Raw genomic sequence first — 13,270 nt, forward strand, 5'->3', positions numbered from 1 at the left:
AGGAGAATAATAAGAATGATTGATTCTGAGAAAATTAAAAATCGTATTAGGAGATATGAACGTGCCTACTATGATGAATTAAGAATGCAAATGAGTAGATTAACAACTGTTTTGGATGCCTTTCCGGATTTTTTGAAAGGTCATAGGAAAATCGAAGCTTATCTTGTTCAGGATGGACTTGTAATTATTCATTGGTATGATGAGACGGATTCTTTTCATTTCACTGTTTCTGCGCTATATGCCCAAAATTTAATTAAAGAATTAAGTGATGAGATTCTGGTATTTGGTGGAATACCATTATCTCGACCGCTGAATATGTTGTTTTCGGATATGAATGTGAAAATGGAAACTACTATGGGGCCAGTTGAATGGTCAACTCCATGGGTAACAATGGAGGTAACAACTGAGCTAGGAATCTCTCGATGGGGAGAAGATAGCGCTAGGGATCAGGCCAGAAAAGATGTGTTAACGTTTACAAGTGCTTACTTAATGGATATGAATAATTTGACTAGACAAGATACTCCGAAAATCTTTGAAAAGCTCGAAGAGATAATAAAAGGTTTTCGTTTGGTCTTAGATTCAAATCCAAATGAAGAGGTTTGTCAGCGATATCTGACAGAAAATCCGGTACTGATGTATCCATCGGCCTTATCTATAATTCCTAAACATCGTCTAGGAACGGAGTATATTACTGATTTCGTAATTGAAAGTAGTTCGACCGAGTACATTTTGGTAGAAATTGAACCACCTAGTTTCAAATTATTTAATAATAATGGTGACCCATCAGCCAGACTTATGCACGCACAAAAACAGGTAGAAGATTGGCGTCAATGGGTTCAGGAAAATCTATCTTATGCTCGTAATTCTTTGCAAGGAATTATGGACCCTGAATGCTGGGTGATAGTTGGTAGACAAAAAGAACTAAGTGATGCGGATATTAAGGCTCTAAAAAGAAAAAACTCAGAACTTCATCATATAACTATTATGACTTACGATGAACTATTAGATAGAGCTAATCGATATGTGGAAAATTTGAAGAAACTGGGATAGCCCCACGTCATCTAAACCAGCTAATTGGTTGTAGTTTATTTAGCTCGAAGTAAGAGGAAGTTTAAAATGAGGACAATAAATGCAATTTATATTTCAGTATTCAAAGGAGGAGTAAAATGGAATGGAAATCGCCTGAATACTCAAAGGGTCAAATTATTAATGCAGGAAAATTCATAAAAGATACTGCTTCCAGTGCTGAAGAAAATAAAGAAGCATTAAAGGTTATTGATAATTGGAGAGCTTCACACGCATTCCCGCTTCAAGTTATTTATTGTCACTTGAAAAGAAAATATGATAAACCTAATTTTATTGTTGCGCAGAGGTTGAAGCGACTTGATTCAATCGTTAAAAAATTAGAACGAGAGCCCACTATGAGCCTTTGGACTATGCAAGATTTGGGTGGGTGTAGGGTTGTCGTTCCCACTATTGATGATGTATATGATGCGGCAAAAAAATACAAATCATCTCGTGTTCGCCATGTTCTAAAGAAAGAATACGATTATATACAACAACCAAAGCGCTCTGGCTACAGGAGTTATCATCTAGTGTATCAATATCAAAGCGACACTAAAGAGACATATAATCGTAATATGCTCATTGAAATTCAAATACGAACATATTTGCAGCATTTATGGGCCACTGCAGTAGAAACGATGGGGTTGTTTACCAAGCAAGCGTTGAAAGCCAGCAATGGGGAAGAAGATGCACTACGCTTCTTTGCACTAATATCCTCGCTGTTTGCGTTAAAAGAAGATATGCCAATTGTACCTGAAACACCTGAACAACCAGAAGATATTATTTCAGAATTGCAATTACTTGAGTCCAAGCACAACTATTTAGGCATGCTAAGCGGGATTCGTGTAGCAGTTGATCGTTTGGATGAGAAAAGTAGTAAGCGCATAAGCTACTGCATACTAATCTTAAACTATACTACACGACGTCTTAGGATGAAATTTTATAAACCAAGCCAGATAGATGAAGCAACAAAAGAGTATAATCAAATTGAAAGCACCAGAGCTGAAAACAAAATTGACGCTGTTTTGGTATCGGTATCCTCATTTAGCACACTAAAAGCTGCTTACCCAAACTACTTTTCTGATATCGACGACTTCGTAACTACTATAAATGAAATTATTAACGAAAAATAGTTGTATTCTAATTTATGGTAGATATACAGATTATGACCAAATTCTGTAGCAAATCAGGTTACATTCATATATTTATTTTTTGTGATTTGGAGTTTTGTCGGTAAATACTTAATACAGCTCTGTCTTAATCTGGGGGCACGATACGTCGTAGAACAGCGTATTCCCGAAATCTGAGAGAATATGGACGTAGTAATCTGACTTCGAGAATACGCGGGACGTTGGCAAAACTAAGGATGAGTGTTCAACCTTCACCAACCAACTCCTCAAAGCTAATCTGCTCCCTCTTTACATACCCAAATATCTGCGCCGCCATAACCACAAAACAAAATGAGTCCAAAAGTCTAATTAAAAAAATAATATTTTCAAACCATATTAAAAAGCTGCCCCTTTCTAACCTCTTTCATTTTATATTATATACAATTGAATTTTAGCTCACTGCTAGTTTTTGCCAATTCAAAAGAACTTGTCTGACTGACTAATATCGATTATAATACATGTTAACATAATAAAGTTATACGACTGGAGTGGGTTCGATTCCCACACTCCCCTCCAAGGTTGCAATCCTTTTAAGTAGTAGTTGGTGGTGGGCTGGCACATTGATTGCGGGACTAATATCCACTAACATAGCAAATATCTATTTAATTCTTAAACCTAATTGTAAAACGGGGTGGTTACTAATGAACGGATTGCCGATTTTGTTTGTAGCTCTAGTAGTCGTGGGGAGTTAGTGTAAAGGTTAGCATAGTGTTTAAACACCTAGAGCTACGATAAAGCGTCTTTATAGGCGCTTTTTCATTTTTTACCCCACCAACTCCTCAAAACTAATCTGCTCCCTTTTGACGTACCCAAACATCTGAGCAGCCAAAACAATCAACTCATCCTTTAACCTGTAATACGACCTCACAGCAATCCCTATTTCCCCTGCTACCCAAAAATCTTTGTTGAACCGCTGCATATACTTAAGATCAATCAACTTTCTCTCCGTTTTTCCCAGAGAGCCAAGAATCATATCAACCTCCCAGATCTTTTGCCTTAGATCCCTAATCTCGGTTTCAAGCTCCACTCTCCTATTTACATAGCTACCTGTTTGATCGCCAATCTTTCCAATGGAGCGGCCAGGGCTTAGGCTAATCTGAGCCGTATTACTAGGAAATTCGTTCTCAAGTTGTGCAATAAGTATCTGTAGACGAAGTTTGTCCTGCGTGTATGCCGTAAACCGACGGATCGTTTGTCGGTACCACAACGGCTTTACACGCTTTTTCTTTTCCTCAGTTGCGGCTTCAGTTGTCTCCAAGCCCCTTACCTCCTTATCCACATTTAGCTAAAAGTTTGTCCTTCGAGTTATTCACTTGACCCACAAACTAAGCAATGCATAGCAACACCAACCGTAACAGTCTTACCCCCACATTCTTTGCAGCCAGCACCTTCCCTATGGTAATAACAATTTTTCATCTTTGGCTTCTTGCCAAGACTTATTACCCTACACTCCTGGACATCCTTTTCGGTTTTTCTTTCCGGATTACTGCAGAATCTATCCCCGCACTTAAGCACCTTTCTTCCCTCCGATCCTCTCCCACCGACAATCGTCAGTATACGGATATTTACATTTATCATTTTCTTCACAAGCCTTGCACTGACATTTAGAGGCTTGTCCTTTACACTTGCGGCAGTTGCACATTTGACCTCAATCCTCTCTTCTCTCTAAGTATTTCTAGTCTTCTCAGCTCAATTTCATTGTCCATAACCCATCCTGAAATTGCATGGATAATATATTTAAACGTCCTTCATCAACCGGCACTGCCTTGGCCCTCTCAGGTTCAAATATGAGCTTGTTTTCTTGGGCATTTTCGCCGGCATAATATTGGCCGTTAAGTACAACGAGTGCTTTTTATGACTTGCTTCCCTCCTTGCCAAATCCTGACCAGCTTCCCATTCTCTAAAAATCTTGAACCAATCCTCGGCATCCATGCAGACTTTCCATTTCTCACGGTTTCGGCGGAAAGCCACAATTGGCATTTCGCCTTCTTTGGCATCCCTTCGGCTTTGAATCATTGCTTTTTCAATGTTGAGCGCTTCAACTCTCTTGCATTCAATGTGGATTCCAGGGAGGCCAACGACATCTTCCCCTTCAAGCCCACTAAATTGTTGGCCTCGTCTGCAATCATATCCTTGATCCCTACAGAGCCGAGCAAACTCGCGCTCACCGGCTGCACCTTTATCGCGACTGTTTGTCATTGCGCTCTTTTCAACTCCTGTTCATGCTCTGCTTCGTATGCTAGTCATCATTTACAGATAAAAGCCCTCGTACTTCCCAGGAGAGGCTTTATTAACAGGATCCTTATTCCCGCGCTTGTGCCCTTTTTGGCTTTTACGTTCAGCTTCACGGGTCTTAATATGATCAACTGTCAGAACACCAACATCTCGCCATTTGGAAAGGATACCTCCAAGATATTTTCTATTCCGCTTGTCTGGCCCAGCTGCATCACACTCATTGAGTGCTTCAATGACCACGGCATCTGGATCCGGACTTCCTCTGGATGAGAATTCATCACACCATGCGATAATATCCTCAGCCTCTCCTGGGGAAATCATCCTCCCCCATTTCTTATGAGCCCAATCGACGGCTTTTGTGCCAATAGCCACGGGGCGGTCTTCGCCAGTTTCGGATATGGCTTCCTCATCCTCGTTCAAGCTTGTCTCAATTTCCTCGCGCGCGGTGATGGTGATGATATTAATATCTTTATCTATATCTCCTTCTTTATCTTCATCTTCTTCTATAGCGTTTTCTTCGCGTTGCTTTGGCGTTACATTAGCGTTACTCTTTTTCTCTCGATGTTTACGCGCACGCTTTGCAACTTCTTCAGGCTTGTCAGAAGGCTTTTCATATTGTCTATCATCAAAGTGGATAACCGTAATGATCCCATCTTGATCCACATCGATCATGCGAAGCTTTTGGAACTTCTTAAGACAAGATGTTAGTTCCTCTTTTGAAATAAAGAGAGTCCTAGCCAACCCTTCAATAGGATAAGCTAGGCCTTCTTCGATGCAAATAATACCCCGAACTTTTGACTCTGCAGATAAACACAAGATGTTTATCCAAGTCCGAAATTCTAAATCACTTAATGCCTGCATCTTCGGGTCGGTTCTTATTTCGGTGTAGAGTTTAAGCCAGGGCATCTTTGCCATTTGTCCTCCTCCTAACGGAAATTTGATAAAGCTAATACTTAGGAACGTTGGGGGTTATCACTCATGCTGTTCAGCAGCATTGCTTTGATCTATCTGAGAGTCTTCATCCGTCCGAGTAATATCTACAATGACTTCCGGGACATCCGTCATATCTTCGGCAATATCAGCCTTTATGGTCTCATCTGAGGACTCCACTTGCTTGGCTACCTCGATGGAGATCGGCAACCATTTCCACGCAGATCTAACGACGGTTTTCTTTCCCATCTCAACGTAATCAGTTACCCACGGGCCATTATTTGAGCTCTTTGAACGCTTTCGGTGCTGATCAATTTCTGTCTTACTCATGTAATGGGTCTGATACCCTCCGTCTTTGAATTTAGCGACCATATAGAATCCACGAATCTGCCCTTGTTCCGTGAACTTCTGATCATCTCGTAGGTGCCAGGGAATATGTTCGAGCTTTTCATCCAGGCCATACTGGAGTTTGAATAAATCATTTTCATAAACTTCATGGGCTGCAATTGATTGAATATGGCCGGATCGTCGTGCTAGGTCAATCATTCCGCGATAACCAATTTGGAATTGAGCCTCTTTTCCGTAGGGGATGATATAGCAAGCACCCAGCATATTAGGTTCTAGCCCCAGTTGAGCTGACTGCATAACCGCTCCCATCAAACTCTCGATACTACACTCCAAAAGTTTTGGATTCGTCCTAATAGTTGTCAGCGCGATCCGGGCAAGCCGGTCAGCGTTCATATGCTTAGGCAGCGCTTTTGCAATTTGTGACTGCATTTTATCCAAGTAAGCTGCCACTGTTCTGGCTGGGTCGTTTACCTTCGCTGGGGCCTGTGCCTTATTTGCAAGCTTGTCCTTTAAAGCGTTATTATCCATCTCTTTTATCCTCCACTCCTTATTTAATAATGAATCGACGGGATTCGCTCCGGTTGGTAAATTGAACATATAGATCTGGATGAGCTTTCTTTAGGCTCTTACTATCTATTCGATTGGACGTTACGCTCTTCCAAGTGACCTTGCGATCTCCAAGTACCGCAATTTCGCTATTTTCCATAAGTAACTTAATTTTATTCTCAGATTCCTCCTTCCTATTTTCCCAGTGCTCTAAGTTTTCTTTTGCTTCATCATATTGTTTAAGAAGCACTTTAGCCTCATCAGGCAAAAGAATCACGCTTCCCGGATCTGCTGAGGGATACAACCGATTGAGCAGTTCGGTCGAAGCATCTGACCCATCAACTTCTGGCGGTGTTCTCTTAGCTACAAGTTGCCAGAAATCGTGCTCAATAGTGATGATATAGTCAATAAGTTCGTTGTCCCTATCAACCCTTTGATGCCGAAATTTATTCCCCCCAATCAGAACGGCGATATAACAAGATGGAAGATCTGTAACTGCTAAATAATGTTGTATTTGAAGCATATAAGCATCAGGTACCTTATCCTCTTCCCACGATGACTTAAGATATTCTGAAGCCGTCTTGCATTCCAGAAATGCACTTTCACCTACGACTACCCTGTCCAAGTTTGCAAGCATCCATGGATATTTAGAATGCTGCAGCATTTGATTCCTACGTCTAACTTTCATTCCGGTTCTCTTCATGAATTCCTGTGCAATCAGTTCCTCATGAAGTGTCCCCCAATAGGCTGCTTCCCCTGCCTCGTCAGGCTCAATTTGACCTGTCTTATCTAGCCACACTCCAATTGGACTTCTATATTTACTAAGACCTGCGATAGCAGCTACATCAGATCCTCCTATTCCACAGCGGCGCCATTTCAGCCAATCTTCACGAGTCATGTCCTTAGTTTTTACGAGTAACTGAACCCCCATTTTTATAACCCCATCTTTACAAATTTGTTATATAATATCTCATGCGAATTTTTCTTTTCGGCTTCCGTTCCAGCGGGAGCTTTTTTCATGCACAGATGTATAGGCGTTTGGCCGTTATAGTCAATAAAATGGAATTCCGATAGTTCGCCACCATCAATCTCAACGCCGACATTGCCTCGGTACTCCATGCCAGGGAATATGTCCTCTAGCACTCCGTATAGATCATCCTGATCGGCATCTAGCGCTGAAATGATCGTAACTCGCATGAGTCCATTCTCGTGAAAATCTATACTTGCCTTGGATACCAAATGGTTATGATTTCTGGCGAGGCCCTGGATATCTATAAGTTGACCTGCTGTGAGTTGTTTCATTTCATCCCTCCACTTTTTCAATCCGAACTTCTAATTCCCAAACTCCGAATTCTATGGCATCTCTACGGTTCTCCATGTAAAGATCTAGCTTATCCCCGCATATTGCACCACCCCGATCCGTGACGGTGTACGTATTATCCAATTTAGGTATATAGATCAGGGTACCAAATGGAAAACTCGGATCCGCTGCTATAGTCCGACCTTCTAGTACATGTTCACCGCTGGCCGTGATGCCCTTACCATCCATCCCTTTGTCATTGGCCGTATAAGCCGTGACGATCATTATTCGTCGTTCGAACTTTGAGGATGTACCTCGGCTAATCGAGGTTGCAGGATCGAATCCCTGATGGTATCTCGATTGCTGGTCGTGTAATTGCGACAGCTCCGGACAAACAGCCTCCGTTGGTGTTAAACATAAGATCGCTGCCAGTAGTGGGATAACAAAAATCCTTCGAACTTTTAATCACTCCTTTTCTAGCGAGTTTTTCAACATAGGCGCATACAAGTGCAAATCGGCATTGCATTTTATCTCTCGGCCCTGTGCACCCCCCGCATATTTCAAGACGCTGAAAAAAGCGTTCATAGGTCATTTGTGAGCCCTTCTTCCTTTGGTCTTGTTTCTCCATTTCATGTACTTTTGATAATGATTTAGCTTTTGCCTAGACTTTCTAGTGAAAAGTGGGGTAAATATAATTGTGAATAGTCCCGTCGCCCAGTATCCTTCAGGTCCTCTCTCCCACCTCATCCCACATCCGTCAACGGGGCATCTGGCTTTGGTTTTTCCTTCAGGAAACGTTATGGCTTGTCCACACTTACAGAGTGGAGTTAGTACAGTGTTTTTCAAAGTTGCCGACCTCCTTAATCCATCCGGCAATACATCAATTTTTCACCTCTCCTCGCCATACTTTTTCCCACATGCCGGGCAAAACCTGAACATAAGCTGCTCTAACTCGTAAGCTGTGTGTCGCCTTCAGGCAATTCCTGGACTGCTTTCTGAAGCAAGGCCTCTATCTGTTTACAATTGCAAAACGGATCCGAAGGCAACAGTTCTAATGTCAGGTAAAAGCTGAGAGTTTTGTCGGCCAGCTCTTTTGCAAGCACTCTTGATATCTCAATCTTCTCGTTCGTCTTTGCCCGGCTGCCTTTTGTAATCCAGCCCACGCGCGGTGAGTGCATAATCTTCATTACCACATCATGCGCTTGGTCCTTATTGGTTATCTGTTCTTTCATTAGGACCTCACCTCTCTTTCCTATGCCGCTCTCATCCATTGCCTCTTCTTCAGAATCAAAGCTCCCAGCGAACTTTCCGTCAATCCAGAGCTCAACATAACCGCGTTTCTGGATGATTTCGTATGACATAGCTTCACCACCTTAATAAACTCTTTTCACCACTTTCCCAGATCTGCTTGCATCAGGCACTCGTATTCGACGCTCCAAAATATCAGCAATTCTGAACCTGATTTGTCCCGGATGATTTTCCCACCCGGAACCAGCGGGCACTCTTTTACTGTCACGGATCCTGGTACAAAACAATCGTTGATAAACTTAAGAACTTTTCTGCTCGGACTTACGATATCGCTCTTGTCCAAATGTTTTTACCTCCTCCAAGTGTCTTAAGCATTTTGTTCGAGGCTTAACATAACCACGGCTTTCAAGCTTTTGCCGATGTTTCTCCTTGACTTCTGTAGCACTAAACTCATATTCACGACAAATCACATCTAGATAGTGGTCGATTGCTACTCTGGCGTCCAGCGCCTGCAGTAAGCTTTCAAAGATTATCTCCCTTTGTTGCTCGTTTATAGTCTCCGGAGGGCTTATGATCATCTTGGCTGCCTTTAAAGCCTCTATTGCCTCTTCAAGTTCCTCTTGGGTCTTTGCCCAAACCGTTGTCCTGTGCAAGTCTACCTCCCCATCCAGCCAAACTGCCCCATAAAGCCCACCCGTTACTTCTTCGGCTACGGCCATGCAAAGACGATGACTATCAATTGTCTTTGTCAGTCCGGAAAGGACCTCTGGTGGAGTCGGCAGCTCCCCACGTTCATATTCACTCAGAGAAGATTTTCCGATATATAATTGTGCGGCTAACGACTGCAGCGAAAGCTGAAATTCCGTCCTGGTTTCTCTGATCACTTGTCCAATGCTCATTATCATTCACCTTCTTTCAAGCGGAAATTTAAAGCTCGTCCATGCGTAATTCCGGAATAAAGGCGGATTTTATTCCGCTAGAGTAAGATGTATTCTATGGTCAACAGCCTTTCAGTCATTCTTTCAAGCTTCCTTGCCTGTCAGAACCTCAGTACCCCCAGAATTAATAAAATCCATAACCGCTTTAGTCGGTATCCTAATACCTCTACCAATTTTCGTGGCCGGCAACTTCTTGCGTTTTACGAGTTCGTATACGGTCCACCGGCTAACCTTCATGAGTTCAGCCACTTCAAAGGGATAGAGCATCACTTGAGTAATACTTTTTGCAACTTGGGAGACGGGTCTCTCCTCTCCTTCTGTTGCTGGATTTAAAACTGTTTTCTCCATCTTCATTCTCCTCTCACCTGAATTTCTACTATATGACTACATTTCGGACATTTTGTCTTTAAGACCAAAGATCCGCGTAGACTAAACTCAGCAAGTTTTCGGCCACAATATGGACAGCGGATCTGGTTCATTGGGCCTCATCTCCTTCACACTCAATTGTAACTAGATTTACTACCCGCTATTACGATAGCGTAACGGTTCGTGTAAAAAAAAGAGGTCTTCAAACTTCATATCAGGAAATGCAGCTAATACCCCTGCTACAAAATCTGGGCCTGGATCATTGTGCCTTGGATCATCATCTGGTAAGCGGACTCGCCAAAGTTGAACTGTAGAAACTCCAATTTTGCTTGCTATATCCACATCTCGAAGTCCATCGGTTATTTTTTTGAACACTTTAAATTTTAATTTAATTGAAGCCAACTAAATCCCTCCCTTCTCCATTACGCCCTCGCAACATTATAGTAGCACAACGCCTTACGAACACGCAAGTACTTTGCTTGATTTATTTACGCACGCGTAAGTATTACGTTAACGAAATAAATGTATTATACTAAATAGTGGGAAATCTTGAACGGAGTTGATGTAAATGCCGCAAGATGACATTGGAGCTCATTTGAAAAGCTTACGATTAAAGGCCGGATATGAATCCCTTGGATCATTATCCAGAGCCTCTGGAGTTACCGTTGCCACACTCTCTAGAATTGAATCGGGGGGACAAAAGCCAAATCCAGAAACTCTAGAAAAGCTGGCTCCTTTTTTAAAAGTTTCACACGAGGAGTTAATGACCGAGGCGGGTTACCTAAAGCCACTGTCTGGTAAAAGCAAATTAAAAACCAGTAACCTACAGGGCCGTACCGATAATATTACTCATACAAATAACCTCACCCCAAAAGAAGAACGCGACATTGCCAGGGACCTAGATAGAATACTGTCTGATCTCGAAAGCAACGAAGCCCTAGCATTTGATGGAGAACCTCTTGATGATGAAACCAAGGCACTTATGAAGGTCTCATTAGAAAATTCAATGCGCTTAGCCAAGCAAATTGCTAAAAACAAATTTACCCCTAAGAAATATAAATAGGCATTGCTGTGGAGGAGGGGTTTACTATAAATAGAACTAAGCAAGCAGCGGACAAGCTTATTAGACGCTATAAAACAAATGACCCCTGCAAGATTGCAGAGGCCAAAAACATGATCATAATATATGAACCATTGGGAAGTACATTAGGCTATTATAGCTCTTATAAGCGCATTAACTTCATTCATATCAATAACAGTTTAAATAGTGTCTGGCAACGGTTTGTCTGTGCACATGAGTTGGGACATGCTATCTTGCATCCAAAAGTAAATACTCCATTTTTAAGGTCTTATACCCTCTTTTCAGTCCAACGGATTGAACGAGAGGCAAACGAGTTTGCTGTTGAGTTACTTATGCCGGATTATACTATTTGCGCACATGATAATAAATCCCGATCAATCTATGAGATTGCGGCTAGTTGCGGGATCCCAAAAGAGTTAGTCAAATTAAAAAAGCTGGATAATTAAGAAGCTACCCTGGACATTTCAGGCGTAGCTTCTATTGCTATCTATTCATATCGACATATTGCGACTAGAAATATCTTATTATTCAAAATAAAACTAAGTTATTGAGTAGTGAGTAATACCAATTACTCACCATGAGCTAGTGCAAACAACATTCAGGGTACGGACAAGATAAGAGGGGGATGAAATATGTCCAACGCTATTTCTTATGACGATATGGCCTATCGAGAGTTCACAAAAAAATCCGAATTAGACACCATCCTGAATACTCTCATCGGGATCCTAGAAGGAATTACCCTAGACAAGAAAATCAACCCAAGCGAACTAGAAGAACTAAGACATTGGTGCAACTATTACCGCAAGTATGAAAAGAGGCATCCTTTCAATCAATTATTACCTATCATTGATTCTGCTCTCGAAGACAACATCTTAACGGATGAAGAAGTTCAAGATATTTTTTGGCTTGCAAAAAACCTACAAAATTCTGAGGGCTTCTATGATTATATTACTACCTCCTTACAGCGTCTATATGGCCTCTGTCATGGAATACTAGCTGATAACGAAGTAACCGAAACCGAAATAAGAAACCTGTCTGAATGGATCAATGAAAATGAAGATTTAAAAGGTTGCTATCCTTATGATGAGATTGACAGCTTGATAATATCGGTACTGGCCGACGGCAAAATTGATCAGGATGAGAAAAATATACTAAAAGCCTTTTTCGGCGAATTCGTCAATACATCGCGATCATTAAACATAAGCAAAACCGAGCTAGAAGAGTTAAAATCCAAATATAACATAAAGGGTATATGTGCCGCTTGCCCTGAAATTACAATAGAAAATTCAACGTTTTGTTTGACCGGATGTTCAATTTTTGCCCAAAGAGAGCAGATAAAGTCCCTAATTGAATTATGTGGAGGCAAATTTAGCAACACCGTAACGAAAAGCACAGATTACCTCGTTGTTGGCGCAGATGGCAATCCATGCTGGGCTTATTCGTGCTATGGGAGAAAAGTTGAAAAGGCTGTTATTTTGAGAAAATCCGGTCATCCAATTACCATAGTTCATGAGAACGATTTTTGGGATGAGTTATTACCATACGCTCAGCGCAAGGGTATAGACACTAAGGTGTACATGAAGAGGTAGTAATGTATCCCATTTACGACTTAAGCATGTGTGCAAGGAAGACGGTTACAATGGTTCAATTGCTATAAATTGGAGCTATTTATTTTTGTCTTTTATGTTATTTTATATTAATTTAGGTTATATTATAAGAGAGGAAGTTATATATATATGCCAAGAAGCCCTGAAGACTCTATAAGATCCTCTGCTTGGAGTGGAAAAATTGGCTTTTCTGCTCATGCTATGGAACGCATGGGTGAGAGAATGATAACAATTGATCAAGTCTATGATTGCATTTTATATGGTGCAAATATCGAAACTCAAAAATCATGGCAGAGATATCAAGGTGATATTTCAACAAGCTACAGGCGGTATTCCTTGTTACTATGTTGTAGTTGCAGATAGTTCCCCTTTTCCAGAGGTTATTACAGTGTGTTCTACTATAGATGAAGTTTGGGAAATCATTAATGGTATTCTCA

The 13,270-nt window shown here is 41.3% G+C and carries 20 protein-coding genes; 6 read left to right on the forward strand and 14 right to left on the reverse strand.

From position 1 onward, the window contains the following. The first annotated feature begins 15 nt into the window (after positions 1 to 15). Positions 16 to 1,050 carry a Shedu anti-phage system protein SduA domain-containing protein gene (locus HGJ98_RS19635; RefSeq protein WP_291353404.1) on the forward strand — a complete coding sequence of 345 codons (1,035 nt, stop codon included), beginning with the start codon at positions 16 to 18 and terminating at the stop codon, positions 1,048 to 1,050. Positions 1,051 to 1,166: 116 nt separating this feature from the next. Further along, positions 1,167 to 2,198 (forward strand): RelA/SpoT domain-containing protein, encoded by a 1,032-nt coding sequence (locus HGJ98_RS19640; RefSeq protein ID WP_291353405.1) that lies wholly within the window; start codon positions 1,167 to 1,169, stop codon positions 2,196 to 2,198. A gap of 799 nt (positions 2,199 to 2,997) precedes the next feature. Here the strand turns inward: HGJ98_RS19640 and HGJ98_RS19645 are convergent. The 14 genes from HGJ98_RS19645 to HGJ98_RS19710 form a co-directional block, all read right to left on the reverse strand. Continuing rightward, a complete protein-coding gene (locus HGJ98_RS19645) occupies positions 2,998 to 3,492 on the reverse strand; it encodes a hypothetical protein (RefSeq protein WP_291353406.1) in 495 nt (164 codons plus the stop codon). 47 nt (positions 3,493 to 3,539) lie between these two features. Continuing rightward, a complete protein-coding gene (locus HGJ98_RS19650) occupies positions 3,540 to 3,821 on the reverse strand; it encodes a hypothetical protein (RefSeq protein WP_291353407.1) in 282 nt (93 codons plus the stop codon). Positions 3,822 to 3,971: 150 nt separating this feature from the next. Then, entirely contained in the window at positions 3,972 to 4,433 is a 462-nt protein-coding gene (locus HGJ98_RS19655) for a hypothetical protein (protein WP_367142751.1), read from the reverse strand. 51 nt (positions 4,434 to 4,484) lie between these two features. Next, entirely contained in the window at positions 4,485 to 5,384 is a 900-nt protein-coding gene (locus HGJ98_RS19660; RefSeq protein ID WP_291353408.1) for a DnaD domain-containing protein, read from the reverse strand. Positions 5,385 to 5,441: 57 nt separating this feature from the next. Beyond that, positions 5,442 to 6,275, reverse strand: a complete 834-nt coding sequence (gene recT / locus HGJ98_RS19665) for a recombination protein RecT (protein WP_291353409.1) — start codon at positions 6,273 to 6,275, stop codon at positions 5,442 to 5,444. A gap of 19 nt (positions 6,276 to 6,294) precedes the next feature. Next, the gene (locus tag HGJ98_RS19670; protein WP_291353410.1) at positions 6,295 to 7,224 is read right to left on the reverse strand and encodes a lambda-exonuclease family protein; all 930 of its coding nucleotides are present in this window, start codon (positions 7,222 to 7,224) and stop codon (positions 6,295 to 6,297) included. Positions 7,225 to 7,226: 2 nt separating this feature from the next. Next, on the reverse strand, positions 7,227 to 7,595 hold the full coding sequence (locus tag HGJ98_RS19675) for a hypothetical protein (RefSeq protein ID WP_291353411.1): 369 nt from the start codon (positions 7,593 to 7,595) through the stop codon (positions 7,227 to 7,229). 1 nt (position 7,596) lies between these two features. Further along, positions 7,597 to 7,878, reverse strand: coding sequence for a 3D domain-containing protein (locus HGJ98_RS19680; protein WP_291353412.1), 282 nt, complete (start codon positions 7,876 to 7,878; stop codon positions 7,597 to 7,599). Positions 7,879 to 7,912: 34 nt separating this feature from the next. Further along, positions 7,913 to 8,185, reverse strand: a complete 273-nt coding sequence (locus tag HGJ98_RS19685; RefSeq protein WP_291353413.1) for a hypothetical protein — start codon at positions 8,183 to 8,185, stop codon at positions 7,913 to 7,915. Positions 8,186 to 8,540: 355 nt separating this feature from the next. Then, a complete protein-coding gene (locus tag HGJ98_RS19690) occupies positions 8,541 to 8,954 on the reverse strand; it encodes a hypothetical protein (protein ID WP_291353414.1) in 414 nt (137 codons plus the stop codon). A gap of 26 nt (positions 8,955 to 8,980) precedes the next feature. After that, on the reverse strand, positions 8,981 to 9,184 hold the full coding sequence (locus HGJ98_RS19695) for a hypothetical protein (RefSeq protein ID WP_291353415.1): 204 nt from the start codon (positions 9,182 to 9,184) through the stop codon (positions 8,981 to 8,983). Further along, positions 9,141 to 9,740, reverse strand: a complete 600-nt coding sequence (locus tag HGJ98_RS19700) for a helix-turn-helix transcriptional regulator (RefSeq protein ID WP_291353416.1) — start codon at positions 9,738 to 9,740, stop codon at positions 9,141 to 9,143. The genes HGJ98_RS19695 and HGJ98_RS19700 overlap by 44 nt, the downstream gene beginning before the upstream one ends. Before the next feature lie 123 nt (positions 9,741 to 9,863). Then, the gene (locus tag HGJ98_RS19705; RefSeq protein ID WP_291353417.1) at positions 9,864 to 10,127 is read right to left on the reverse strand and encodes a helix-turn-helix domain-containing protein; all 264 of its coding nucleotides are present in this window, start codon (positions 10,125 to 10,127) and stop codon (positions 9,864 to 9,866) included. A gap of 171 nt (positions 10,128 to 10,298) precedes the next feature. Continuing rightward, positions 10,299 to 10,547 carry a hypothetical protein gene (locus tag HGJ98_RS19710; RefSeq protein WP_291353418.1) on the reverse strand — a complete coding sequence of 83 codons (249 nt, stop codon included), beginning with the start codon at positions 10,545 to 10,547 and terminating at the stop codon, positions 10,299 to 10,301. A gap of 166 nt (positions 10,548 to 10,713) precedes the next feature. Here HGJ98_RS19710 and HGJ98_RS19715 point away from each other — a divergent pair, with 166 nt between their 5' ends. The 4 genes from HGJ98_RS19715 (at position 10,714) to HGJ98_RS22455 (ending at position 13,196) form a co-directional block, all read left to right on the forward strand. After that, positions 10,714 to 11,208 (forward strand): helix-turn-helix transcriptional regulator, encoded by a 495-nt coding sequence (locus tag HGJ98_RS19715; RefSeq protein ID WP_291353419.1) that lies wholly within the window; start codon positions 10,714 to 10,716, stop codon positions 11,206 to 11,208. An 8-nt stretch (positions 11,209 to 11,216) separates the two neighbouring features. Then, positions 11,217 to 11,672: an ImmA/IrrE family metallo-endopeptidase gene (locus HGJ98_RS19720; RefSeq protein ID WP_367142752.1), complete on the forward strand. Its 456-nt coding sequence runs from the start codon at positions 11,217 to 11,219 to the stop codon at positions 11,670 to 11,672. A gap of 186 nt (positions 11,673 to 11,858) precedes the next feature. Continuing rightward, on the forward strand, positions 11,859 to 12,815 hold the full coding sequence (locus tag HGJ98_RS19725) for a BRCT domain-containing protein (protein ID WP_291353421.1): 957 nt from the start codon (positions 11,859 to 11,861) through the stop codon (positions 12,813 to 12,815). 240 nt (positions 12,816 to 13,055) lie between these two features. Beyond that, complete coding sequence (locus tag HGJ98_RS22455) at positions 13,056 to 13,196, forward strand: hypothetical protein (protein WP_367142755.1); 141 nt, start codon at positions 13,056 to 13,058, stop codon at positions 13,194 to 13,196. The last annotated feature ends 74 nt before the right edge of the window (positions 13,197 to 13,270 follow it).

It is taken from the genome of Desulfosporosinus sp. (genome assembly GCF_014237355.1).
GTDB lineage: Bacteria > Bacillota > Desulfitobacteriia > Desulfitobacteriales > Desulfitobacteriaceae > Desulfosporosinus.